Source organism: Streptomyces sp. NPDC045287, assembly GCF_056432325.1.
The window spans coordinates 23,158-46,871 of sequence record NZ_JBWKJG010000005.1 but is presented as its reverse complement, the minus strand read 5'-3'; the positions used below and the strand labels follow the sequence as shown (position 1 = coordinate 46,871).

Annotated in this window: 19 protein-coding genes; 6 read left to right on the top strand and 13 right to left on the bottom strand. The window is 73.4% G+C overall.

The features are described 5' to 3' along the window. Positions 1-54 precede the first annotated feature (54 nt). Positions 55-2,193, bottom strand: a complete 2,139-nt coding sequence (locus tag AC07D6_RS10670) for a hypothetical protein (protein ID WP_479043327.1) — start codon at positions 2,191-2,193, stop codon at positions 55-57. A gap of 388 nt (positions 2,194-2,581) precedes the next feature. Continuing rightward, complete coding sequence (locus AC07D6_RS10665; RefSeq protein WP_315877383.1) at positions 2,582-3,109, bottom strand: hypothetical protein; 528 nt, start codon at positions 3,107-3,109, stop codon at positions 2,582-2,584. 593 nt (positions 3,110-3,702) lie between these two features. On the opposite strand from AC07D6_RS10665, the gene AC07D6_RS10660 reads away from it, so the two are divergent. After that, positions 3,703-6,501, top strand: a complete 2,799-nt coding sequence (locus AC07D6_RS10660) for a M4 family metallopeptidase (protein ID WP_479043560.1) — start codon at positions 3,703-3,705, stop codon at positions 6,499-6,501. Between the two features lie 256 nt (positions 6,502-6,757). Here the strand turns inward: AC07D6_RS10660 and AC07D6_RS10655 are convergent, their stop codons facing one another. Next, positions 6,758-7,384 (bottom strand): TetR/AcrR family transcriptional regulator, encoded by a 627-nt coding sequence (locus tag AC07D6_RS10655; protein WP_315877382.1) that lies wholly within the window; start codon positions 7,382-7,384, stop codon positions 6,758-6,760. Positions 7,385-7,524: 140 nt separating this feature from the next. Between AC07D6_RS10655 and AC07D6_RS10650 the strand changes: the two genes are divergently transcribed. Further along, a complete protein-coding gene (locus AC07D6_RS10650; RefSeq protein ID WP_315877381.1) occupies positions 7,525-8,286 on the top strand; it encodes an SDR family NAD(P)-dependent oxidoreductase in 762 nt (253 codons plus the stop codon). A 312-nt stretch (positions 8,287-8,598) separates the two neighbouring features. On the opposite strand, the gene AC07D6_RS10645 is transcribed toward AC07D6_RS10650, so the two are convergent. After that, positions 8,599-10,407, bottom strand: a complete 1,809-nt coding sequence (locus AC07D6_RS10645) for a flavin-containing monooxygenase (protein ID WP_479043325.1) — start codon at positions 10,405-10,407, stop codon at positions 8,599-8,601. A 169-nt stretch (positions 10,408-10,576) separates the two neighbouring features. On the opposite strand from AC07D6_RS10645, the gene AC07D6_RS10640 reads away from it, so the two are divergent. Next, a complete protein-coding gene (locus AC07D6_RS10640) occupies positions 10,577-11,599 on the top strand; it encodes an SMP-30/gluconolactonase/LRE family protein (protein WP_479043324.1) in 1,023 nt (340 codons plus the stop codon). Between the two features lie 9 nt (positions 11,600-11,608). On the opposite strand, the gene AC07D6_RS10635 is transcribed toward AC07D6_RS10640, so the two are convergent. The 4 genes from AC07D6_RS10635 to AC07D6_RS10620 all read right to left on the bottom strand — a co-directional run bounded on the left by AC07D6_RS10635 (position 11,609) and on the right by AC07D6_RS10620 (position 15,023). Next, positions 11,609-12,202 (bottom strand): TetR/AcrR family transcriptional regulator, encoded by a 594-nt coding sequence (locus AC07D6_RS10635; RefSeq protein WP_479043323.1) that lies wholly within the window; start codon positions 12,200-12,202, stop codon positions 11,609-11,611. A 121-nt stretch (positions 12,203-12,323) separates the two neighbouring features. Continuing rightward, on the bottom strand, positions 12,324-13,853 hold the full coding sequence (locus AC07D6_RS10630; RefSeq protein ID WP_315877377.1) for a flotillin family protein: 1,530 nt from the start codon (positions 13,851-13,853) through the stop codon (positions 12,324-12,326). 108 nt (positions 13,854-13,961) lie between these two features. Then, on the bottom strand, positions 13,962-14,465 hold the full coding sequence (locus AC07D6_RS10625; RefSeq protein WP_315877414.1) for a hypothetical protein: 504 nt from the start codon (positions 14,463-14,465) through the stop codon (positions 13,962-13,964). 420 nt (positions 14,466-14,885) lie between these two features. Then, the gene (locus AC07D6_RS10620) at positions 14,886-15,023 is read right to left on the bottom strand and encodes a hypothetical protein (RefSeq protein WP_479043321.1); all 138 of its coding nucleotides are present in this window, start codon (positions 15,021-15,023) and stop codon (positions 14,886-14,888) included. 55 nt (positions 15,024-15,078) lie between these two features. Between AC07D6_RS10620 and AC07D6_RS10615 the strand changes: the two genes are divergently transcribed. Together AC07D6_RS10615 and AC07D6_RS10610 are read left to right on the top strand one after the other, a co-directional pair. Then, positions 15,079-16,140: a PucR family transcriptional regulator gene (locus AC07D6_RS10615; RefSeq protein WP_479043320.1), complete on the top strand. Its 1,062-nt coding sequence runs from the start codon at positions 15,079-15,081 to the stop codon at positions 16,138-16,140. Then, positions 16,049-16,462, top strand: a complete 414-nt coding sequence (locus AC07D6_RS10610; RefSeq protein WP_479043318.1) for a DUF6461 domain-containing protein — start codon at positions 16,049-16,051, stop codon at positions 16,460-16,462. Before AC07D6_RS10615 ends, AC07D6_RS10610 begins: the two co-directional genes overlap by 92 nt. A gap of 113 nt (positions 16,463-16,575) precedes the next feature. On the opposite strand, the gene AC07D6_RS10605 is transcribed toward AC07D6_RS10610, so the two are convergent. The 3 genes from AC07D6_RS10605 to AC07D6_RS10595 form a co-directional block, all read right to left on the bottom strand. Then, positions 16,576-18,105, bottom strand: a complete 1,530-nt coding sequence (locus AC07D6_RS10605; protein ID WP_315877368.1) for a UDP-N-acetylglucosamine 1-carboxyvinyltransferase — start codon at positions 18,103-18,105, stop codon at positions 16,576-16,578. Positions 18,106-18,476: 371 nt separating this feature from the next. Beyond that, positions 18,477-19,127, bottom strand: a complete 651-nt coding sequence (locus AC07D6_RS10600) for a class I SAM-dependent methyltransferase (protein ID WP_479043317.1) — start codon at positions 19,125-19,127, stop codon at positions 18,477-18,479. Between the two features lie 584 nt (positions 19,128-19,711). Next, a complete protein-coding gene (locus AC07D6_RS10595; RefSeq protein WP_479043316.1) occupies positions 19,712-20,920 on the bottom strand; it encodes an MFS transporter in 1,209 nt (402 codons plus the stop codon). A 65-nt stretch (positions 20,921-20,985) separates the two neighbouring features. Here AC07D6_RS10595 and AC07D6_RS10590 point away from each other — a divergent pair, with 65 nt between their 5' ends. Then, positions 20,986-21,462 (top strand): MerR family transcriptional regulator, encoded by a 477-nt coding sequence (locus AC07D6_RS10590; RefSeq protein WP_479043315.1) that lies wholly within the window; start codon positions 20,986-20,988, stop codon positions 21,460-21,462. On the opposite strand, the gene AC07D6_RS10585 is transcribed toward AC07D6_RS10590, so the two are convergent. Beyond that, a complete protein-coding gene (locus AC07D6_RS10585) occupies positions 21,438-22,346 on the bottom strand; it encodes a fumarylacetoacetate (FAA) hydrolase (protein WP_479043314.1) in 909 nt (302 codons plus the stop codon). The two genes, AC07D6_RS10590 and AC07D6_RS10585, sit on opposite strands and share 25 nt — an antisense overlap. A 64-nt stretch (positions 22,347-22,410) precedes the next feature. Continuing rightward, positions 22,411-23,679: a pyridoxal phosphate-dependent aminotransferase gene (locus AC07D6_RS10580; protein WP_479043313.1), complete on the bottom strand. Its 1,269-nt coding sequence runs from the start codon at positions 23,677-23,679 to the stop codon at positions 22,411-22,413. Positions 23,680-23,714: the final 35 nt, after the last annotated feature.

Sequence of the window (23,714 nt, the reverse complement as noted above, 5' to 3'; positions counted from 1 at the left end):
GTCGTGCGGGCCCCCGCCGCCGGTGGGCGGCCGGGGCCCGGTGCCGTACGCCGGTCAGCCCGGCGTGCCGGGGAGGACCGGCTCGGCCACGCCCCGGGGCACCCGGGTGGCCGGGGCCGGGGCCGTGACCGGCGCGGAGCCGTCGGCGTCGGTGGCCGTGGAGGGGGACGCGGACGCCGGCAGGGTGAGGACGAGCGGCACGATGCCCGGGCCGGTCCAGCCGGACCGCTCGCCGGCGTACGCCTCGCCGAAGGCCGTGCCGGCGCGTGTGGTGCCCTGCGGCATGGTCGCGGGGACCGCCGCGCCGCCCAGGCCGTCGACGGTGACGGTGACGGTGCCGCCGATGCGGTAGGCCGTGACCCGCCCGTCCTGCACGGCCGCCCGCCACGCGGCGCGCCGCTGGAGTTCCTTCCCGATCTCCTCCATCCGCAGGTTGACCACCGGGGTGTTCGCCGCGAACAGCGTGTCGTAGGTGGTCAGCACGCCGTCCAGGACCGGGTAGGCGATGCGGTCCTCGGCCAGGTTCGACTGGTGGATGAAGTGCGGCTTGGGGTCGTTGGCCAGGACGTGGCCCAGCGCGATCCGCCGCTCCAGGGGCACGATGTGCCCGGTGTAGCCGGTGGCCAGGTCGAGCGGGGCGGGCAGGCAGGTGGTGGTGGCCGGGTTGTCCTCGCAGATGCCGCTGCCGCCCTGGGCGCGGCTGGTGTAGATCCAGTTGTACTCGTCGACCTGCTCGGCGGCCCGCCCGGCGTTGTAGAAGATGTTCATCGGGTGGCGGGGGACCGTGGTGGCGGGGCCGACCTGCCGCTGCTGTGGTTCGCGGGAGTTGTCCGAGGCCAGCGAGGTGACGCCGTTGTCGGCCAGGGCGAGCGCCAGGTTGGGGTTGTCGGCGGGCTGCTGGGGCAGCACCCGCAGTCCGGAGTGCTCACCGGTGACCAACTCGTCGTGGTCCAGGGGGAGTCCGGCGAGCAGTCCCCAGACGCGGTTGTGGGCGATCTCGTCGGCGACCTCGAACCGGCTGACCCACTTGGTGCTTCCGTCGGCGTGGGTGGCGCACCGCCAGGGCACCACCGTCGTGTCCTGCACGCAGCCGAGGAAGGCGTGCGTGTACGTGTGGTTGATCCAGCGGAACTCGTTCCGCTGGGCGATGAGCCTGTCGGCCAGCGGGTCGGCGCCGTTGTTGTCCTCGCGGTGGTCGACGCTGCCGGCGCCGTTGTAGGCGAAGTCCAGGGTGAAGTCGTGCTCCCGCTGCCAGGCGACGGCGTGGTCGACGTCCGCGGGTGACATGCGGATCGGGTCCGGGACGGCGTTCGGGTCCGTGCAGTCCACGTCACCGGGCGTGCAGTTGAGGGTGGAGTTCCAGCGGTCGTCCGCCGCGAACACGTCGTCGACGTGGACGGCGAAGTAGTTGCGGGAGGCGCCCAGGTGCACGCCGCCGGTCATCCACCGCACGATGCCGCGGGCCAGCAGCCGGAACTGCTGCTGGTACCGGTTGTAGACGAAGGTGACGACCAGTTCGCGCCGCCCGTCGTGCCGGTACTCGCCGACCAGGGAGCCGCGCTTCGTCGTGCCCGGGATCGGCGCCTGGACGTACGGGGTGAAGTCGGCACCGGCCACCGGCGTCGACAGGTAGGCGTAACTCTCGCCCACGGTCGGTGAGTTGTCCTCGAACGGCACCGGCCCTTCGAGGTAGCCGAACGGGCCCGCGCGGCCGGCGTCCGTCACCTCGGCCCGCACCCCGTCGACGCTGCCGGAGTAACCGCCGTAGATCGGGTACTGGAGCCCGGCCTCGGGGCGGGCGTAGGTGTACGCGTCGACCTGCGGGATGCCGTGGGCCTTCTCGTAGGCCACGAGCGCGGCCATCTCCGCGGAGTTCGCGGGGAACGGGTTGTCGTTGGGCAGGACGACGGCCTGGAACTTCGCGCGGTCCCGTCCGTCGACGGTGTCCGCGAGGTAGCCGGCGTCGATCCGCGGCCGGTCGGACCGGGTGAGGTCGACCTCGGTGTACGGCGTTCCGGCGGCGTCCAGTTCGGCCGCGATGGCCTCGGTGGCCGGGCCGCCGTCGCTCACGATCAGCACCCGCAGATCGACGCGGGGCGCCGGAGTGGCAGCGGGTGCCGCCGTGGCCGGTATGCCGAGGACGGCTATGAGTGCGCCCGCTGTGAGCAGGGCGATGCGTATGGTCCGCTTCATGCGGTGATGTCCCCTCCCAGGGCAGGGGTGGGCATCGCTCCGCGGAGCGGACGCACCCCCTCGCGTGACGCCGGCTTCCCCCTCAGAGGCCGGTCGTCCACGCGTCCGTCGCGTCACATGGTGAGGTCTCTGTGGATGTTTTGTGGCCCTGCTGCGAAACCTGGCGGAAAAGCGTGGGGGCGCGGCAGGCGGCGTTCCCGGGGCCGGAGCGGGTCCGGTGGCCTGCCGTGCGGGCCGGTCCTGCCCCGCGCCGGGGTTGCCGTGCAGGTGGGGGAGTGCGGCTCACCGGCGGGCCGGTGGCCCGCCGGTGGAGAGACCGTTGCTGGAGTCCGCACGGTACCGGAAGGCGTTGGCCGATTTCCGGCCAACGCCTCGCCCGGCATGTGCGTCAGGCGCAGAGAACGCGCGTCTCGGGCGTGTAGACCGGGCCGCCGCTGTGGCTCGTGCTGTCGCTGAACTCGGCGTAGAAGTACGAGTAGAAGCCGATGTTCCCGTTGCAGCCGGAGTCGGGGGCGATCTGCAGCGTCAGGGTCACCGTCCGGCTCTGGCCGGGCGGGATGGGGGCGCCGTAGTTGGTGCCGAGGTCGGAGGGGCCGGTGCCGGAACAGGGGGTGCTGCCGTTGGCGGTGGCGAGGCTGCACCCGGTGAACTGGTACTTCAGGTCGGGGCGCTGCGTGGTCAGCCAGGTGGGGTGGATCGACTGGTAGACGAACCAGAGGTCGTAGGTCTTGTTGTTGGTCAGGGTCATCGTCAGGTTCACCGAGCCGCCCGGAGTGGTGGTGGCGGCGTTGGTGGTGAACTTCAGGTCGGCGGGGCTCGGGTCGGCCGCGCTCGCGGTGGGGGCCAGGCCGAACACGGCGAGGGCGAGGGCGAGGACGGCGCTGAGACCGAAGCGTCTCATCAAGGGTGATCGCATGGCCCGGGAGGCTAGACACGGGGCGGGCGCGCCGTCTGCCCCCGCGCCGGCGCCTCCGGGCGAAGGCGGCCGAAAGCGGGCGTTCCGTCGAGCAGTTGTGAAAGAAGTGTGCGATTGAGTGTGGGATACATATGTGCAAGGTGGAGACGGTGTGACCGACGGAGCCGGTGACGGGACCGGGCCCGGCGCCCCGGGAGGACGGTGACGGCGGTATTGGCGGGTACTCGTCGTACCGCCCCCTGCCCGGAAGGACCACGCCCGGCCGGACCGCGTGCTTCCGGCCGGTGGACCGGCAGCCCGGCACCCCGCCGGGCCGGGCCCCGGCGCCCCGCAGGATCGGCAGTCCGACACCCCGCCGAGTCGGGCCGGCACCCGCACTCCCGCGCCGGGCCGGGCGGCCACGGCCTCCCGCGGCCGGCCGGAAGTCGCCGGTGGCCGCTTCCTCCCCGTTGAAGTGACGGCCCGCCACCGCTTCGATGACCCCTGCCGGAGCGCTTTGCCACCGGCACCGCGACACGTGGGGGTGGGGAACCGTGCGTCACTTCGAAGGGGCCAGGGCCCGCAGGGGCAACCGCAGACGGCGGCTGGGCGGCATGGCGGGTGCGGCGGCGCTGACGGGCGTCGCCGCACTCGCCGTTTCGGCGGTGCCCGCGGGCGGCGCCACCGCTGCGGGGGCGCCACCGCCCGGCCCGGGACAGGTGGTACCCGGAGAGGGGACCGGGACACCGGCCCTGGTCCGGGGCATCCGGGAGCCCGCCCCCGACTCGGGCAGCGCGGCGGGCGCGGCCCGGGCGTACCTGGAAGCGGAGGAGGGGCGGTACCGCATCGCGCACGCCCGGCGCGACCTCGTGCCCGCCGGGACGACCACCTCGGGGACCCGGGAGACCGTACGGCTCCAGCAGCGGCACGGAGGCGTGCCCGTCCTGGGCGGCCAGTACGTCGTCCGCATGGAGAACAGGGGCGGCGAGCGGATCGTCACCGGCACCTCCGGCAAGTACTTCACCGGGCTGACCACCGGGACGACGGCCGAGGTCGGGAAGGAACTCGCCGTCGAGCGGGCCGTGGACCGCGTCCTCGACGAGCTGGGTGCCGAGAACTTCGCGACGGCGCCGCGCGAGGGCGAGGAGGAGCTGCCCCCGTTGCAGGGCACCGCCCGCGGCCTGGTCGTCCTGCCCAGGGGAACGGGCGTCCTCACCCAGCACGTCACCGTGCGCGGCGTCGACCCCGCCGACGGCGAGCCCGTGCTGCGGGAGGTGTACGTCGACGCCCACGCCGGTTACCCGGTCCTCGGCTACAGCGGCATCAAGACGTTCCGGGCGCCGGAGGCGGCCGGGCGGCCCGCGCCGGAGGCGGCCGGGCGGCGCTCCACCGCCGCGTGGGAGACGGGCGGCGGCGTCCGCCTCGACGGCACGGCCGTCGGCCTGGACGTCTCCCACGACGAGGAACGCGGCCTGTACGTGCTGCGGGACCGCACCCGCATACCGGACGACGACTACGATCAGCGCGCCCTGACGACCTGGGACGCCCGCGGCACGAACGTTGGCGACGTGAGCGGGCGGTGGCCCGAGGGGATCCGGGAGTTCGCCTCGCCCACCCCGCAGTTCGGCGACGAGGCCACCGGGGCGGGCGCCGTCGACGCGCACTGGGCCGCCGCGCGGGTCCACGACTACTACCGCGACGAACACGGCCGCAACAGCCTCGACGGCCGCGGCATGAACATCGACTCCCTGGTAGGGGTCACCGAGTTCGGCGAACCGTACGTCAACGCCTTCTGGGACGGGCGGAAGACGGTGTACGGCACCGGCGACGCGGAGTACCGGCCGCTGTCCGCGGCCCTGGACGTCGTCGGCCACGAGATGACGCACGGCGTGATCGAGCACTCGGCGAACCTCGTCTACGCGGGCCAGTCCGGCGCCCTGAACGAGGCCATCGCCGACTACTTCGGCAACGCCGTCGAGACGGACGTGCTGGGCGTCCCGGCGACGGACCCCGACTCCGGCCTCCTCGGCGAGCGGCTCTGCCGCACGAAGACCCCCCGCGCGTGCGCCCTGCGCGACCTGAACGACGGGCGGACCACCACCGGGTCCTTCCTCGGCCTGGACTTCCTCAACGACAACGGCGGAGTCCACCTGAACTCCACCATCTTCGGCGGCGCGCTGTGGGACGCCCGCGAGGAACTGGGCGCGGACCTCGCCGACGAGGTCGTCTACAGGGCGCTGACCGAATACCTCACCCCCCTGGACGGCTTCACCGAGGGACGGGCCGCCGTACTCGCCGCCGCCCAGGACCTCTCGGTCACGGGGGACCGGCTGAGGGCGCTGCGCCGCGCCTTCACCGCCCACGGCATCGTGCCCGGCTGGGAGTCGGCCCTCGGCATCGACTCCGACCCGCTCCTGGACCGGATCAACACGACCGGCACGGGCCCGGGAGCGGGCGGCGGCTGGTGGGCGGCGTCGAAGTCGAACGAGGACGGCTCGGAGCCGTACTCCGTGTGGGCCGGCCGCGCCGACGGCAAGGGGCAGCTCAAGCTGATGAGCCCCAACGACGGCCGCTACCACGTCAACCCCGCCACCGACGGCACGACGGTGGTGTGGCAGGCGTACAGCCCGGGCGCCGTTGAGATCCTGGCCCGGCCGCTCGCGGGCGGCCCCGTGAAGAAGCTCTGGGCCGGCCGCAGCGGGGGGAGCGTGACGGACGTCGACGGCGACGTCGTCACCTTCAGCTACGCGAACGTCGGCGGGCGCTCGGGCGTGGCCTACCTGAGCCTGAAGGACCCGGCGGACGTCAGGACCGCCGGCGGAGGCACCTACCGCCGGGCGTACTCCCCCTCGGTCAGCGACGGCAGGATCGCCTACCAGGAGTGGCGGAGGGTGGCGCTGGCGACCCGCGCCGCGTACGAGTGGCGGACGCTCGTGGTCGATGCGGCCACCGGTGCGACCACGGTGGTCCACGAGGCTCCGAGCACCATCGGTCACGGCCCGACCGCCCTCAACGGCACCCATGTCTTCTGGCTCGCCGAGCAGGACGCGGCCCAGGGCGGGACCGCCTTGTTCCGTGCCCCGCTCGACGGTTCCGGCGCGGTGGAGCTCGGCCCGGAGGCCGGGTGGGGCGCGCTGCGCGTCCACGACCTGACCGCGTCCGAGGACAGCGTGACGGTCGCGGCCTACGCCCCCGACGCCCCCCTCGGCAACGAGGCGACCCCCAAGCTGCACCAGTTCGCCGCCGCCGGCACCCCCGGCGGGCAGGGCACCTACAAGGGCCGCGTCTCCTGCAACCGCGGCAGCCAGACGCACCCCGCGGCCGTCGACGGCAGCCGGGTGGTGTGGCTGGACGCGACGACGGGCACCACCGACGTGGTCACCCGCGCCCGGCCGACGGGCAGGTGCGGCTGACCCCGCCCGGCCGGGTGCGGGAAGCCTCCCAGCGGGCGCCCCGCACCCGGCCGGACGGCGCGACGGGCCGGTGCGGGCGGTGTCCGCCCGTCCCGCGTTCCCGCGCGGCGGGGCACTCGCGCCACCGTGGTCGGCGGGGCCGTCACGTGCCTCCCGGAGGGGCGTCCGCCTGCCGCCGGGCGCCGGCTGCGCGCACGGGCCCTGTGGCCTTCACCCGCCGTACGGCGGACGTCCCCTTGCCCGGGCGCCGCGCGATTCACGCGATTCCGGCCTCCGCGACCGCCAGGGCGGTGCGCAGGGTCGCCGCGAGGTCGGCCCGGGCGGCCGCGGGGCCGGTGCTCGGCCCGGCCGTTCGGTGGGCGTGGTGTTCGACCGCCGCGCGCAGGGCGGCGTTGAGCATGGCGGCCCAGACGGCCGGTCGGACGTCGTCGGGGGGCAGGCCGGCCCGCTCGGCGAGGGCGCGGGCGAAGGCGGGTTCGGCCTCGTCGTGGGTCTGCAGCCAGACCGCGCGCAGGCCCGGTTCGGTCCGGGTCAGCCGCACCAGGGCGCCGACGTCCGGTCCGGGCAGGGCCGCGTCGGTGGTCCACAGGTGGTCGAAGGCTTCCTGGAGGGGCCGACCGGGCCGCCACTGCCGCAGCGCGGTGGCGATCGATTCGATGCCGGACGAGAACAGCGGACGTACGCAGCTCTCTTTGGTGGGGAAGTAGCGCCACACGGTCCGTGCCGAGACGCCGGCGGCCTGCCCGATCTGCTCGCCCGTGGTGCCGGCGACGCCCTGGGCGATGAACAGGTCGACCGCGGCGCGGGCGATCTCCAGCCGGATGGCGGCCTTGCGTTCTTCGGTCAGCGGTGGCCGCCCCGTCCGTCCGCGAGGTGCGGTCATCTGTCCCTCCAGCGCCCGTGGTCGATGCCGCGACCATTGTCCACCAGGACTTTATGTCACTCAGAGACATAAAGGGGGTAGGGTGCTGGCGCGGTGCGACACGGGTTCACCGCGTCGGCACTTCTTGAACGGAGCACTTCATGACCGGCGACCTGAACGGACGCAGCGTGATCGTCACCGGAGCGGGATCGGGCATAGGGCGCGCCGCCGCGCTCGCCTTCGCCGCACAGGGCGACCGCGTCGTCGTGGCGGACCTCAACGCCGAGGCCGCCGACGCGGTCGTGGAGGAGATCGGGCAGGCGGGCGGCACCGCTGTGGCCGTCACGGGGGACCTGGGCGAACAGGCCGTCGTGGACCGGGTGGCGGCGACGGCGGTGGAGCGCTTCGGCGGCGTGGACGTCCTGGTGAACAACGCCGGGATCATGGACAGCATGTCGGCCCTGGCCGACGTGGGCGACGCCGAGTGGGAGCGCGTCATCCGGGTCAACCTCACCGCGCCGTTCCTGCTCACCCGCGCCGTGCTGCCGCACATGCTGGCCGCGGGCCGCGGCGCCATCGTCAACACCGCCTCCGAGGCCGCTCTGCGCGGCAGCGCGGCGGGCGCCGCGTACACGGCCTCCAAGCACGGTGTGGTGGGCCTGACGAAGTCGCTGGCCGTGATGTACCGCAAGAACGGCATCCGTGCCAACGCCATCTGCCCGGGCGGTACCGCGACCGCCATCGCGGTGGAAGCGGACCGGACCGCGCACGGACCCGCGGCGATCGCCCCGCACTTCGTCAACCTCGGCCGCGTGTCGCAGCCGGAGGAGCAGGCGGCGGTGATCCTGTTCCTCGCCTCGGAGGCCGCGAGCAACATCAACGGTGCGATCCTCCCCGTCGACGACGGCTGGTCCGCCGTCTGACACGACGTCCGGGCGCGCCCGCCCCGCCACGGGCGGGCGCGGCACCTCCGTTCCCCGTACTGCGCCCGGTGGGGGGAAGCGCCCTCGCCGGGCCGGACCCGTCGGGTGACGACGTACCGGCGCCGACGGCACGTGGGGGCGGCACCGGGAGGTGGCGGCGCCCGGCCGGACACGGTCGGGGCGCGGGCCTGCTGGTCCGCCGCGAGGGGGGACGGGTGGCCAGGGGCTCGGGAGCGGCCCGGGGCCCGGCCCGCCGCGCCCGGGCTCCGAGACGCCCCCGGGCCAAGGCCCCCCGGCGCTCGTCCCGCCGCCCTACGGCTGCGCGGGTGTCCTGGCCCGGAGCACGTCGTCCATGGACTCTTCGCGCCAGCGCTTCAGGAGCTCGTGGAAGGTGGACGCGCCGTGGGGGTAGGCGATCGGAGCGTTCGGCCGGCCGCGTCCCTCGGCGTTGTAGTAGCCGGGGGTGCACTCGGCGTGGAACCACGCGTGGTCGGGGGCGTCCTCGGCCAGGACCGCGAGCCAGGCGTCCTCCGCCTCGGGGGACGGCTCGATGACGGCGCCCTCGGCCTCGGCGGACGCGATGAGGGCCGCGGCGTGCACGGCGTGCTCGTCGAGCACGTGGGTGTAGTTGACGCTGCTGGCGCTCTGCGCGGCCCCCAGGTGGATCAGGTTCGGGAAGCCGTTGCTGGTGAAGCCGTGCAGGGTCCGCGGCCCCCGCTCCTGCAACGCGCGCAGCAGCGGGATGCCGCCGCGGCCGTGCACGGGGAGCTTGCCGGAGTGGACGCCGGAGACCCCGACGGAGAACCCGGTGGCGAAGATCAGGCAGTCGAGTGCGTACTCGGTGCCGCCGACCACGACGCCGCGTTCGGTCATCCGCTCGATGCCATGGGTGTCCGCGGTGTCGACCAGCGTGACGTTGTCCCGGTTGAACGCCTGGAGGTAGGTGTCGGAGAACGTGGGGCGCTTGCAGGCGTACCGGTACCAGGGCTTGAGCTTCTCCACGGTCTCCGGGTCGGTGACGATCCGCTCGACGCGGGCGCGGATCTCGTTCATCTTGGCGGCGTCCGCGACCTCGTACGCCGCTTCAAAGGCCTTCCGGTCGCCCCGGCGGTGGAAGCTCGGAAGCAGTTTCTCCAGGAGGCCGGCCGACGCCGTCCACTGGTCCGCCACGAGGTCCTCTTCGACGGTCTCACCGGACACGATGCGCAGGAAGTTGTCGCGGCGCTCGCGTGCCCAGCCGTCGTGGTCGGCGCCGACGTCCTGGGCGGTGGTACGGCGGTTGGCGCGCACGTCCACGCTGGAAGGGGTGCGCTGGAAGACGTAGAGGTGTCCGGCGTCCTCGGCCAGCTTCGGGACGACCTGGACGCCGGTGGCGCCCGTTCCCACGACGCCGACGCGCTTGTCCGAGAGGCCGGTGAGGCCGCCGTCCGGCGTGCCGCCCGTGTAGGCGTAGTCCCAGCGCGAGGTGTGGAAGGTGTGGCCCTTGAACGTCTCGATGCCGGGGATGCCGGGCAGCTTCAGCTCGGACAGGGTGCCGGTGGCCGTGACGACGTAGGTGGCCCGGAACTCGTCACCCCGGTCGGTCGTGACGATCCACGCCTGCGAGGACTCCTCCCAGGTCAAGGACGTGACCGAGGTGGAGAACAGGGCGTCCGCGTAGAGGTCGAACTTCTCCGCGATCCGCACCGCGTGACGGCGGATCTCCTCGCCGGGAGCGTACTTCCACTCCGGCACGTAACCGGTCTCGTCGAGCAGGGGCAGGTACACGTGCGACTCGACGTCGCAGTGGATGCCGGGGTACCGGTTCCAGTACCAGGTCCCCCCGAAGTCGCCTCCCCTCTCGATGACGCGGACCCGCTCGACGCCCCGCTGACGCAACCGCGCGCCCGCGAGGATGCCGCCGAACCCACCGCCGACGACCGCGACGTCCACCCCGTCCCGCAGCGGCTCGCGTTCAACGGTCCCTCCCGCGTACGGATCGGCGGCGTAGTAGCCGAACTCGGCGTCGGCGGCGAGGTACTGCCGGGTGCCGTCGGGCCTGACGCGCCGCTCCCGTTCGAGGCGGTAGCGCCGCCTCAGCTCGGCGAGCGCCTCGGAGGACAACGCTTCGGAGTTCGTCATGCGGGGGACCTCGATCCTTCCGGTTCGCCGCCGGGAAGGCGGTGTCCGTCAACCGGCTTCGAAGACAGCGGACTTGAGTAGGCGTGCACTACCGTAGCAAGTACCGGACAGTGTTGTCCGGTTGAGGCGGAGACAGCATCCGTACATCTCGGACAGGAAGAGTGACCCCATGCAACGACTCCCGATCCGACCCCTCGCCGGGCTCGCCGCGATCGGCCTGCTGGCCCTCACCGGGTGCGGCACCGACACGGGCGCCGCCGCGCACCGGGCGGTCCCCGGCGGCGCGGACACGACCATCCGCGCCCACGAGGTCATGCAGCTCACGAAGGTGCACGAGGCGACCGGAATGACCCTGTTGGAAGGTCCGACCTTCGACGCGGACGGAAACCTGCTCGTCGTCGACGTGACCGCGCCTCCCGGCGAGCCGAAGGTCCTGCGCGTCGACGTCAGGAGGAAGACGTCGCGCCAGGTCCACACCGACGACCGCGGCGCCTACACCTCGGCCCAGTTCAGCCCGTACGACGGGCGCATCTACCTGACCGACTTCTCCCACGGCGACATCGTGAGCCTGGCCCCGGACGGCAGCGATCCGCGGACGTTCTTCTCCGGGGAGGTCGAGGGAGCGCGGATGAACCCCGACGACCTCGCCTTCGACCGGGAGGGTAACCTGTACGTCAGCGACTCGCGCGGCATGTCCGAGGGCGAGGCGACCGGGCGTGTCGTGCGGATCGACCGCGAGGGGAAGGAGGCGACCGTCCTGGCGGACGGACTGGAGGCACCGAACGGAATCTCGTTCGACACCGAGTACCGCGGTCTGTGGATCAGCGAGCTCACGCAGAACCGCGTCTCCTACCTCCGCCTCGGCGGCAAGGCCGGGGTGGCTCCCCTGCACAGCGCCATCCGGGTCGACGGAGGGATCGCCCAGACGGACTCGATCGCCGTGGACGCGGACGGCAACCTCTACCAGGCCCTGCACGGCCGACCGGCGATGGTGGTCTACGACCAAAACGGCGAACGTCTGGCGACCGTCGAGGTCCCCGCCCGCGCCGCGGAGGGACTCGAATCCGCCACCAACGTCGCCATCACACCCGGCGGCACCAAGGCATACATGACCGTCAGCGGGCCCGCCGGTGGCTACCTGTACGCCTTCGACGCGCTGGCGGAAGGCGTCCGGCAGTCCAACGGCGGCTGACGGCGTCCTTCACCCCTCGAAGGGCCGCACCGGCCCCACCTCGACGCCGAGCAGCCGCCATGCCGCCCGTGCCCGGTTCTCCCGCTCCTCGCGGGTGGGGCCGGTGACGGCACCGGAGACCATGGCGACGGCGACCATGAGGTCGTCCGGCGCCGCGGCCAGCCGGTGGCCGTCCGGCAGGTGCTCCCGCAGGGCCCGCTCGACCCGCCCGGACAGCGCGGAAGCGTACGAGGGGCCCCCGGAGCGGCTGGCCGCCCCGTCCGCGTGCAGGATTCCGATGAAGGCCGCCGAATCCGTCAGGTGCCAGGTCAGGACACCGAGGACCTGCGCCATGTCCGCGCCCCGCGCCGCCGCCGCCTGTTCCACCTGCCGGACGTTCTCCTCCAGGATCGCGGTCGCCACGGCGGCCCGGTCGGGAAAGTGCCGGTACAGGACGCCCTGGCCCACTCCGGCTCGACGCGCGATCGCGGAGAGCGGTGCCTCCAGGCCGTACTCCGCGTAGACCTCCCGGGCGGCGGCGAGGAGAGCGGCACGGTTGCGGGCGGCGGCCTTGCGCCCGTCGTTCGCGGGCCGCCGTCCGTCGGGCGGGGGGTGTTGCGTCACGCCGAGAGGGTACCGGGCCGCGGCCCGGCCCCTGCCGCGGGCCGGACCCCTGGCGTACCGCTGCCCGGCCCGGACCCGGCGAGCCGGACCCGCACGGGTCCTCGTGCCGGCTGCGCGGACCTCAACCGATTTCGATCTTCCCGTTGGAGCCGGGAGCGGTCTTGGCCGCGGGGTGGGCGGCCCCGTCCCGTTGGGTGATGCCCTTCAGCAGCTCCGCGAGGTCCACCCCGGTGGTGGAGCTGAGCAGCTCCATGCCCTGGGCGACGTTGTCGGCGACGGTGCGCGACAGCCGGCTCGCCCCGTCCGTCGAGATGACGGTCATCTTGTCGACGGCGCTCAGCGGTTCGGACGCCTTGGCGACGACCTGCGGCAGCACCTCGATGAGCATCTGCAGCACGGCCGCGTCACCGTACCGCTCGAAGGCGTCGGCCTTCTTCTGCATCGCCGCGGCCTCGGCCGCGCCCTTGGCGCTGATCGCGGCGGCTTCGGCGTCACCCTCCAGCCGGACCGCCTCGGCGATGGCCCCGCGCCGGGACCGCTCGGCCTCACCCTGCTTGAGACCCTCGATGGCCTCCGCCTCGGCCAATGCGGACCGACGCTGCTTCTCGCCCTCGCCCGTGAGCCGGGACCGCTCGGCCTCCGCCTGGGCGGCGGCGATCTCCGCCAACCGCTCCGCCTCGGCTTGCTTGACCCGGGCGACCCGCTTCGCCTCGGCCTCCTGTTCGGCCGCGTACCGCTGCGCGTCGGCGGGCTTGCGCACCTTGGTGTCCAGCTCCCGGTCGGTCAGCGCGGCCTGCCGCTCGGCGACCTTCTCCTGCTCGGCGAGGATCTCCTGCTGCCGCGCGGCCTCCGCCAGCGGACCGGCGGCGGCCGCACGGGCTGCGGCCTCGTCGGTCTCGGCCTTGATCTCCGCCTGCTTCAGGGCGAAGGTCCGCTGGGCGACGGCGATCTCCTCCTCCGCCTTCAGCCGGGCCTGCTCCGCGGCACGACGCGCCTCGGCTTCGGCGATGTCGGCCTCCTGCTTGGCGCGGGCGGCCTCCGGGCGGCCGAGGTCCTCCAGGTAGGAGCCCTCGGTGGTGATGTCCTGGATCTGGAAGGCGTCCAGCACCAGGCCCTGGCCGGACAGGCTCGCCTCGGCCTCCTCGGCGACCTGTCCGGCGAACGCGGCCCGGTCGCGGATGATGTCCTCGACGGACATGCGGCCGACGATGGCGCGCAGGGCGCCGGACAGCACTTCCTGCGTGAAGCCCACGATGCCGTCCTGCTGCATCAGGAACCGCTGGGCGGCGGCGCGGATGGAGTCCTCGGTTCCGCCGACCTTGACGATGGCCACGCCTTCCAGGTTGGCCTTCACACCGCGCAGGGTGACCGCGCCGCGCACCGCGACGGGGATGTGCCGCGAGGACAGGTCCAGGGTGAACTTCTGCTGCACGAACGGCACGACGAACACGCCACCGCCGACGACGACCTTCTGCCCGCTGTTGTCGGTGAAGACACGGCCGGTTTCCGGGTCGGTGGCCTTCTTGCCGCGCCGTCCGGTGACGATGAACGCCTCACTCGGGCCGGCCACTTTGTACCGGCTGACGACGACCAGCGCGATCAGCACGAGGAGTACGACGACTCCCCCCACTGCGATGACGACAGAACTCATGGTTTGTCCCCCCTGCCCTCCCCTGGGACGGCATCAGGCAAGCGTGTGAATGTAGGAGACCGTGGAAACGGTGCGAAGGAACCGGCGGAACCGGTGGGTCGGAAGGGTTCAGCGCTCGACCGGCCGTACGGACACCGCCGACTGCGACAGTGCCTGCTCGACCCAGACCTCGGCGCCGCGGGCCAGCGGGGCCGGACTCTTCGCCGAAAGCTTCACCGGCTGCCCGGCGAGGCGCACCAGCACCTCGCCGTAACCGTCGGCGGGAATCGGGGTGACCACCGAGCCCGGCAGGCCGATCAGGTCGACATCGCGTGGAGCGGCCCCGGAGGAGTCGCGCACCAGTGCCCGGCCGAGGCGATAGGCGAACCAGCCGGTGGCGACACCGGCCGGCACCCCGATCAGTGTCGCCCCCACCGTGCCCAGCTCGGAGGTCTCCAGGACGACCGCCCCGGAGAAACCCAGCATGGACAGGAACCCGGCGATCACCGGAAGCGACAGCAGACCGTCCAGGACGGCGACCCCGTCGAACAACCCCTCCATCACACCGTCCAAGAGGAACGACAGGGCGAGGAGGACGACCCCCGTGATGCCGAGACCCAGGAACCACGTCACCCGCACGCACCGCCTCTCCTCGCCCACCCCTCGTCGGGATGCGCATCGTCACACGTCGACGGGTACCGGAACACTGCCTGCTTCCGGCAATCTTCGCGTCTCGTCGATGCCGCGCCCGCCACAGTCGGCCGAAGGCGCCCCGCTACCCGTGCGCGCCCGGATGAGCACCGCGACCGCGCCCGGCCGGCCCTCGACGCACGACTGCTCCCGCTCGGCCCGCGAGCGCCTCACGAGCGGACCGCCATGACCTGGAAGGTGGCCGTGCTGTCGCCAGGGCCGACTCCGGCCGCCGTTCCGTCCGAGGTGCCGCACCGGCCGTCCAGCCGTCGCACCGTCGCCCCGGGTGTCGCACCGGGAGCCGCCTGACCGCGGTCGGCAGATCAGCGGATCCGACGTTCCGCCCTCCAGGGACCACGAACCTCAGGACGGCACGTCGTCCGTACCCGGCCCCGGCCGGTCCGCGCCGGCGAGGACGGCACGGCCGAGGACATCGCCGTCGACCCGCCGGCCCCACGTGCTCTCGGCGCCGGTGACCGGCCCGCGCTGCTCACGTGACACGCTTGGTCCACGCGCCGGGAAGGCGTCGCCGGCGCGTCGTGAACGGGGAGGGGCCATGGCGGAACGGGACACGATCGGGGAGTACCTGGAGGGGTACGCCCGGATTCTGGCCGGTGCCTGCGCCACCGGCAGGAGGCTGTCCCGGGACGAGCTCGGAGCGCTGCGGGCCCAGGGAGAGCGGGCCGCGGAAGCCGGCATCGGACTGCGTCTGATGGTCCGCGCCCACCTCGCCGCCGCTCAGGACGTACACGCGGAGCTGCGCGGCCCGGCCGCCGGCCACTTGCTCGCGGCGGTGGAACAGGCCGTGGACGCCTTCGCGGAAGGCCACGAACGGGCGCAGCGGCTCGCGATCCGACAGCAGGAGGCGGCCCGCCGTGAGTTCATCGACGACCTGCTCCACGGCCGCAGCGACCCCGGGCGCCTGGCCGAGCGGGCGGAGCGCTTCGGACTGTTGCTGTCCCACGCGCACGCGGTCGCCGTCGCCGAGGGCCCGGAACCGTACGACGACGGCTATCCGGTCACCCGCGGCGTCGAGTCGTCCCTCGCGGTGCGCTTCGGCGACCGCCGGATCCTGCTGACCACGAAGAACGGCCGGCTGATCTGCATCGCGCCCGGAGACCAGAGCGACGTCCTGTCCTTCTTCGCCAAACAGGCGTACGCCGCTACCGATGGCGGCCGGGTGGCGATCGGCCGCCCTCACCCGGGCGTCGGCGGGGTCGTCCACTCCTACGAGGAAGCGCTCAACGCCCTGGACCTGGCCGCCCGCATGCAACTGGAGGACCCGGTGCTGCATGCCTCGGACCTCCTGGTGTACCCGGTGCTCACCCGCGACCGGCAGGCCATGGCCGACCTCGTACACACGGTCCTCGGGCCGCTCCAGCAGGCCCGCGGCGGCGCGCGGACGCTCCTCGACACCCTCACGGCCTACTTCGACACCGGCTGCGTCGCCGCCGAGGCCGCCCGCCGGCTGTCCCTCAGCGTGCGGGCGGTGACCTACCGGCTGGAGCGGATCCACCGACTGACCGGTGCCGACCCGGCTGATCCCGTCGACCGCTACACCCTCCAGACGGCGGTCATCGGCGCCCGTCTGCTCGACTGGCCCGAACAGGAGCTCTGACGACGCCCGGCCCCTGGGAAGCGTCCGAACGGAAACCAGCGGTGGCCGGCGGGCGCTCCGAGCGGAAGGGCGATGTGGCCCCGCGACAGCAGGGGCTCCACCGGCGCCGTACACGGGCCCGGGAGTTCGTCGGCAGGGCGCGTGCGCGGGCGTGCACGCGTTGACCGAGCGGCATGCGGAGCAGCGTGGCGCGACGGACTACTGGGACGACTCCTTCATCGGGGGCACCTTCGTCACGCCGGGAGCAGGAGGCGATCGGGCGCTCGTCCTGCAGTTCGACGGCGGCAACTCCGCCATCGCCACGGTCTTCGCTCCGCCGTAGCCCCGGGCGGCCAGGAGCAATCCGATCCCGGCCCGAACCCCCAAAGATGCCGCCGCATCCCCCCTGACCCGCTGAAGAGCGGGTCAGGGGGGGATGCGGCGGCGGTCCGCCGGTCAGATGTCGCGGAAGGTCTCGATCTGGGCGCCCACCGAGTTGAGGCGTTCGGCGAGGTCTTCGTAGCCGCGGTTGATGACGTACACGTTGCGCAGGACGGACGTGCCCTCGGCGGCCATCATGGCCAGGAGGACCACCACCGCGGGGCGCAGGGCCGGGGGGCACATCATCTCGGCGGCGCGCCAGCGGGTGGGGCCCTCGACGAGGACGCGGTGCGGGTCGAGGAGCTGGAGGCGTCCGCCGAGCCGGTTGAGGTCGGTCAGGTAGATGGCGCGGTTGTCGTAGACCCAGTCGTGGATGAGGGTCTGGCCCTGCGCGGACGCGGCGATGGCCGCGAAGAACGGCACGTTGTCGATGTTCAGGCCGGGGAACGGCATGGGGTGGATCTTGTCGATGGGGGCCTCCAGCTTGGAGGGCCGCACGGTCAGGTCCACCAGCCGCGTACGGCCGTTGTCCGCGGTGTACTCGGTGGAGCGGTCGTGATCGAGGCCCATCTCCTCCAGGACCGCCAGCTCGATCTCCAGGAACTCGATCGGCACGCGGCGGATCGTCAGCTCCGACTCGGTGACGACCGCGGCGGCCAGCAGGCTCATCGCCTCGACCGGGTCCTCGGAGGGCGAGTAGTCGACGTCCGTGTCGATGTGCGGGACGCCGTGCACGGTGAGGGTCGTCGTGCCGATGCCCTCCACCTGGACGCCGAGGGCCTCCAGGAAGAAGCACAGGTCCTGGACCATGTAGTTGGAGGAGGCGTTGCGGATGACGGTGGTGCCGTCGTGGCGCGCGGCGGCCAGGAGCGCGTTCTCCGTGACCGTGTCGCCGCGCTCGGTCAGGACGATCGGGCGGTCCGGCGAGACCGCCGGGTCGACCTCGGCGTGGTACAGGCCCTCGGTGGCGGTGATGTCGAGGCCGAAGCGGCGCAGGGCGATCATGTGCGGCTCGATGGTGCGCGTACCGAGGTCGCAGCCGCCGGCGTAGGGCAGCTTGAAGGAGCGCATGCGGTGCAGCAGCGGCCCCAGGAACATGATGATCGAGCGGGTGCGGCGGGCCGCGTCCGCGTCGATGGCCTCCATGTTCAGCTCGGCGGGCGGCACGATCTCCAGGTCCGTGCCGTCGTTGATCCAGCGGGCGCGGACGCCGATGGAGCTGAGGACCTCCAGCAGCCGGTAGACCTCCTCGATCCGCGCGACCCGGCGCAGGACCGTGCGGCCCTTGTTCAGCAGCGAGGCGCAGAGCAGCGCCACGCACGCGTTCTTGCTCGTCTTCACGTCGATGGCGCCGGACAGGCGACGGCCGCCGACCACCCGGAGGTGCATGGGGCCCGCGTAGCCCAGTGAGACGATCTCACTGTCGAGCGCCTCACCGATGCGGGCGATCATCTCAAGGCTGATGTTCTGGTTCCCGCGCTCGATGCGGTTCACGGCGCTCTGGCTCGTGGCCAGCGCCTCGGCGAGCTGCGCCTGAGTCCAGCCGCGGTGCTGCCGGGCGTCACGGATGAGCCTGCCGATGCGTACGAGGTAGTCGTCTGCCATAGCGAAAGGCTATCTCAGATATGAGATGTGCTTCTCGTTGGGCTGCGCCGTGCGGGTGATGTCCCGCTCCCCGTGCGGCGGTTGGCGTCCGCAGTGGGTGAGCTCACGTCACTTCTCCACGAATACCCCGTATTCAGATCATTTCCCGTTAATCGCTCAGATTGCCTGAATTGGACTACGTGGGCGTCGTCCGCCGGAAGCCCCGGCCCGGTGTCCGGGTGCCCCGGACTCCGGGTTCGACGCCGCCCCGATGGGAAGGGTTCCGTCGCTCCCGGACGGGCGGATGGCCGGAAAGGCGCGCGGACCGGTTCACGGGGGCGTGCAAGAGGGGGGAGGGGTTCCGCCTCGCCGGAGAGGGGTGCGAAGCCCCGTCAGGGGTGCCGCCAGACGAGGGTGTACCGCCAGAACAGCCGCCGCCGCAGCCGCGCCCCGGGCAGGATCCGCCGCGCCTCGCGGACGATGTCGTCGAAGCACATCTCCGCCGGCCGGGTCCGGGCCGCCGGTGCGACGGGCCGGGGCGCGGCACGGCCCTTGTTCCTCGACCAGCCGACGGCGGCGTTGAGCGGGACGGCGAGGGCGCCGAGCAGGTGGTCGGTGAGGGTCCGAGCCCGGAACAGCCCGACGACGACGAGGGTCCCGCCGGGCGCGAGGCGCCGCCGGAAAGCGGTGAGCGCCTCGGTGAACGGCAGGTGGTGGAGGGAGGCGACGCAGGTGATGACGTCGTACGCGTCGTGGGGCGGCCCGGTGAGCGCGTCGGCGACGTGGAAGGTCACCGGTGCGCCGGAGGGCGTCAGCTCCCTCGCCCGGGCGACGATCCGGGGGTCGGTGTCGACGCCGTCCACGTGCCGGGCGCGCCCGGCCAACAGGCGGGCCAGGTCCCCGCTTCCGCACCCGGCGTCGAGCGCCGTCCCGGCCCGCCGGGGCAGTTGCCGCAGGATCCAGGGGTGGTAGTGGGCGTTGTGGTCCCAGGGGTGGGCGTCGTTGAACCGCTGCAGCCCCCGCAGCACGCGCTCGCCCAGCACGCCCGTCCTCCCCTCCCCATTCGTCGGCCCCCGGCTTCCCGGATCCTTGGCTTCCTGGCTTCCCGGATGCCTGGGGCCCCGGTCCCTGGCCCCGGCTCCCCGGCCCCGGCCGCGTGGCGCGTGTCGGCCGCCTCCGCGTCGAGCGACGCCGAGGGTCGGCCGTCCGCCGTTCCGCCGGTGCCGGTCGGCCGCACCAAGCGTGCCACGGCCTACGGGAAGCGCGAAGCGGTCCACGGGAGCACCGGCCTCTCCCGGCCGCCGCGCACCCCGCTCCCGCGCGCCGCCCTCGTACCCGTGCCGCACCCCGCTCCCGCGCGCCGCCCCCGCCCCCGTACCCGTGCCGGTGCCCGTGCCCGCGCCCGCGGGAAAACGGGCCGGGCCCCACCGACGAGGAGGTGAGGACCGGCCCGCTCCCGCCCCGCGCCCGCGGGGAAACGGACGCGCGCCCGGCCTCCCCGGGGAAGCGGACGCGCGCCCCGCGGACGCGCGCCCCGCGCCCGCGGGGAAACGGGTCCGGTCCGGCACGCGGGGGAATGGGTGCCGGACCGGAGCTTTCGGGGTGGTGGCGCGTCAGCCGCCCACCGTCATTCCATGCCGGGCCGCTTGGCCGGGAAGCCGTGCGACCTGGCGCCGACCACCACGAGCAGCACGGGCACCAGCAGCGCCAGGACGCTCCACGGGAAGGACGTCGGGCCGAGGAAGCCGAGCAGGATGCCGCCGACCGCGCCGCCGGCCGCCATGAAGGAGTTCCACGTGGTGACGAGCAGGGCCTGCGCGCGGTCACCGCCCGCGTCGGTGACCGCGGTCTGCAGCAGCGTCGCCACGCCGCCCCAGCCGAGGCCCCACAGCACCATCGCCACGTAGACCACGGCGGCGCTGTCGGCCAGCACCGCGAGCATGCCGGACGCCACCAGGAACAGGACGGTGCTGGCGATGGTGAGGGTGCGCAGGCGGCGGTCGACCAGCGCCCCGGTGATGAAGATGCTCACCATGGAGGCGATGCCGAAGACCAGCAGCACGACGTCGCGGGCCTCGCCCATGCCGTTGTCGTCGAGGAACGTGGCGATGTACGTGTAGAGGATGTTGTGCGCCAGCACGTACGCGGCGACCACGAACAGCACCGCGACCACGCCGGGCAGCTTGATGGCGTGCAGGATCGGCTCCCGGTTCTCCGGCCGCTGCCCCGGGTAGTCCGGGACCGAGGCGAGGATCCACACGACCAGCAGGACGGAGACGATCGTCACCAGGCCGAAGGTCAGGCGCCAGCCGAACAGCCCGCCGAGGAACGTGCCGACGGGGATGCCCAGGGAGAGGGCCAGCGGGATGCCGGCCATGGTGATCGCGATGGCCCGGCCCTGGAGGTGCGGGGGCGCCAACCGGCGGGCGTAGCCGACGAGTTCGGCCCACACCACGGCCGCCGCCACGCCGGCGACGAGACGGAAGGCCATGGTCAGGGCGTAGCTGGACGAGACGGCGGTGACCGCGTTGGCGACGGCGAAGGTCACCACGGCGAGCAGCAGGAGCTGCTTGCGCCGCCAGCCGGCCGTCGCCACGGAGACGGGGATGGCCGAGAGGCCCGTGGCGATCGCGTAGATCGTCAGCGTCTGTCCCGCCGCGGACTCGCTCACGGAGAGATCGCGAGCCATCTCGGGCAGGACGCCGGCGGGCAGGGCCTCGGTGAGAATTCCCATGAAGGCCGCCGTGGCCAGGGCCAGCAGCGGCGAGAGGGGCAGTTTCCGCTGTTCGGTTGCCGACGGGGAGTCGGTCGGCAACTCTGTGTGAGACGTTGACATGCTTGTTATCCTCTAACCCTCACATTGATGTGAATGTCAAGTCGATTGGCTGCGAGGTGGGTCACATGCGGATCGGTGAGCTGTCCGAGCGCACGGGGACGCCCCGTCGGATGCTGCGCTACTACGAGGAGCAGGGGCTGTTGGTGCCGGGCCGCTCGGCGAACGGCTACCGGGAGTACGACGAGCGCTGCGTGGACCGGGTCCTGCAGATCAGGGGACTGCTCGACTCGGGTCTTCCGACCCGGGTCATCAAGCAGGTCCTCCCGTGCCTGAACCAGCCCCGCGCCATCCACGTCGCCGGCGCCACGCCGGAGACGATCGCCCTGCTGGAGCGCGAACGGGACCGCATGACCCAGCGGATCGAGTGCCTGGTCCGCAGCCGGGACGCCATCTCCGGCTACGTCGAGGCCGTCCGGCGGGCCGGCGGGCCGGGCACCGGGGAGGCGGCCGGCACGTCCGCGCTCCACGCGCCGGTCGCGGTCCACGCGCCGCCCGCGGTCCCGGAGCCCGCACCCGCCTACGACCTGGCCGTGTCGGCCTGACCGTAGCGGACGGGGTTCGCCAGCACGACGCCGTGGCTGGACACGTCGATGACCATCCGGTCGCCGTCCTCGATCCGGAACCCGTCGTGGTAGCTGGCCTTGTCCGCGCCCAGCAGCAGGTAGTTGACGAGCCCGGGGCGCCGCAGCGCCGGGTACGAGAACAGGTACTGCGTCATGTCCTCGACGCGGTGGTACAGGGAGTCGGCGCCGCACGAGAAGCCGCCCTCCCAGGCCGTCGCGCCGTCGCGTTCGATGACCACGCGCCCCGTCACGGTCCGCGGCGGCCGGTCCAGGAACAGCCACGGCGTGAGGGAGGTCTCGCACAGCTTCGCGTACGGGGTCCACGCCCACGGGTTCTTCAGGTGCAGGCCGATGTCGTTCAGGTCGTTGCCGAAGGTGTAGCCCGCGTAGTGCGGGACGCCGTCGTCGTCGTTGACGTAGACCAGCGCGACCTCCGGCTCCTCCAGGAGCCACACCGGGTCGGCGGGCGTGGTCAGCGGCTCGTCCGGCATACGCAGCCAGGACCCGAAGCCCTTGATGTAGTAGTTCGGCGGCGTGAACTCCTCGTCGGGCTCGGGGTCGCGGTCGAACTTGGTCCGGTGGGTGCCCATGAAGCCGTTGATCAGCGCGTTGTTGGAGGCCGTCGGCAGCAGCGGCGGCAGGAAGCGCACCTCCGGGTCGCCGGCGGCCACCTGGACCGTCTCGGTCCCCTCGGCCACCGCGGCGCGCAGGGCCTTTGGCCCGCCCCCCGCGACGAGGGCCGCGCGCAACTGCCCGTCGGCCACCCGGTACAGGGTGTGGGGCTCTCCCGGGGCGGGCAGGCCGAGGCCGGCGTACCGCTGCCCCCGGTACTCGCATTCGAAGAGGATGGGCGTGTCGGTCACGGTTTCTCCTTGTGGAGTGGAAGGGACGGGTCTGCGGGGGAGGGGGTCGGCCTGCCGGGGCCGGTCACCGCACGAGGTCGTCGAGCACCTCGGTGACGCGGTCCACCGACGCCCGGATCCACGGGAGTCCCAGCGGATCGGCGGCGGCGAGGGCGGCGGTGCGCTCGGCGTCGGTCTCGCCGTACAGCCGGCTGGTGGCGGCCCGGACGCGCAGCGAGCGCGCGGCCTCCCCGAACGCGCTGCCCGGCAGCAGGCCCACGCCGTACCGCTTTGCCAGCAGCGCGGCCAACTCGGCCCCGCTCCCGACGCCGTGGGTCTCGACCAGGTGCTTCCGGAGCGGCTCGAAGTCGGGGTACAGGTAGCAGGTCGCCCGTACGGGGGCCAGCTCGGCGCCCGCGGCGGCGAACCGCCCGGCCACCTCGCGGACCACCGTCTCGTGCAGCCGCCGGGCGGCGGCGACGTGCGCGACCACCTCGGGCGGCTCCTCGAAGGCGTACGCGGCGGCGGCCTGCACGGGGGCCGCGGTGCTCGACCAGACCTGGCTGGCGACGGCGACCAGCCGGCCGTGCACCCCGCGGCCGAGCGGTCCGTCGGGGAGCCGGGCGACCCCCGTCCGCCAGCCGCCGAGCGCCAGGTTCTTGGTCAGGCCGGTGGTGACCACCGTCCGCTCGGGCGCGACGACGGCCGGGGAGACGGCCCGGTCCTCGGGGGAGAAGACCAGGTCGCAGTAGATCTCGTCGGACACGATGACGAGGTCCAGGTCCCGCGCCGCCTCCGCGAGGCGCCGGACGGTGCCGGGTGACGCGATGGTGCCCGTGGGGTTGTCGGGCAGGGTGACCACCACGCACCGCGGGTCCCGCCCGGCGGCGCGGGCGGCTGCCACCGCCTCGCGCAGCGCCTCCGGGTCGGGCACCCCGCCCTCGCCGGGCGGGGTGGGGACGGGGAGCGGCCGGGCACCGGCCAGCCTCGCCTGCGCCGCGTAGCTGACCCAGCTCGGCACGGGCACCACCACGTCGCCGCCGACCGCCAGCACCAGCGCGAACAGCAGCGGCTTGCTCCCCGGCCCGCACACCGTCAGGTCGGGGTCCGCGGCCACCCCCCGCCGCTGCCAGTACCCGGCGGCGGCGGTGCGCAGCGCCCGGCTCCCCGCCACGGGCCCGTAGGCGTTCTGGCCCGCCGCCGCGGCGAGCCGCTCCCGCAGCTCCGGGAGGACCGGGAGGCCGATCTCCCCGCTCGCCAGGGACAGGACCTGCTCCCCGGCGTCGCGCCGGCGGGCCAGCGCCTCGTCGGCGGCGAGGGTCGCCGACATGGTCACCGGCGCGGGTTCGGACATGGTGTTCCTCCAGGGGATCGGGGCGGCGGGGAGCG

What these genes read in the sequence shown, in the direction of transcription:
- AC07D6_RS10670 (WP_479043327.1), bottom strand. Translation starts at nt 2,193, where the DNA reads ATGAAGCGGACCATACGCATCGCCCTGCTCACAGCGGGCGCACTCATA.
- AC07D6_RS10665 (WP_315877383.1), bottom strand. Translation starts at nt 3,109, where the DNA reads ATGCGATCACCCTTGATGAGACGCTTCGGTCTCAGCGCCGTCCTCGCC.
- AC07D6_RS10660 (WP_479043560.1), top strand. Translation starts at nt 3,703, where the DNA reads ATGGCGGGTGCGGCGGCGCTGACGGGCGTCGCCGCACTCGCCGTTTCG.
- AC07D6_RS10655 (WP_315877382.1), bottom strand. Translation starts at nt 7,384, where the DNA reads ATGACCGCACCTCGCGGACGGACGGGGCGGCCACCGCTGACCGAAGAA.
- AC07D6_RS10650 (WP_315877381.1), top strand. Translation starts at nt 7,525, where the DNA reads ATGACCGGCGACCTGAACGGACGCAGCGTGATCGTCACCGGAGCGGGA.
- AC07D6_RS10645 (WP_479043325.1), bottom strand. Translation starts at nt 10,407, where the DNA reads ATGACGAACTCCGAAGCGTTGTCCTCCGAGGCGCTCGCCGAGCTGAGG.
- AC07D6_RS10640 (WP_479043324.1), top strand. Translation starts at nt 10,577, where the DNA reads ATGCAACGACTCCCGATCCGACCCCTCGCCGGGCTCGCCGCGATCGGC.
- AC07D6_RS10630 (WP_315877377.1), bottom strand. Translation starts at nt 13,853, where the DNA reads ATGAGTTCTGTCGTCATCGCAGTGGGGGGAGTCGTCGTACTCCTCGTG.
- AC07D6_RS10615 (WP_479043320.1), top strand. Translation starts at nt 15,079, where the DNA reads ATGGCGGAACGGGACACGATCGGGGAGTACCTGGAGGGGTACGCCCGG.
- AC07D6_RS10605 (WP_315877368.1), bottom strand. Translation starts at nt 18,105, where the DNA reads ATGGCAGACGACTACCTCGTACGCATCGGCAGGCTCATCCGTGACGCC.
- AC07D6_RS10595 (WP_479043316.1), bottom strand. Translation starts at nt 20,920, where the DNA reads ATGTCAACGTCTCACACAGAGTTGCCGACCGACTCCCCGTCGGCAACC.
- AC07D6_RS10590 (WP_479043315.1), top strand. Translation starts at nt 20,986, where the DNA reads ATGCGGATCGGTGAGCTGTCCGAGCGCACGGGGACGCCCCGTCGGATG.
- AC07D6_RS10580 (WP_479043313.1), bottom strand. Translation starts at nt 23,679, where the DNA reads ATGTCCGAACCCGCGCCGGTGACCATGTCGGCGACCCTCGCCGCCGAC.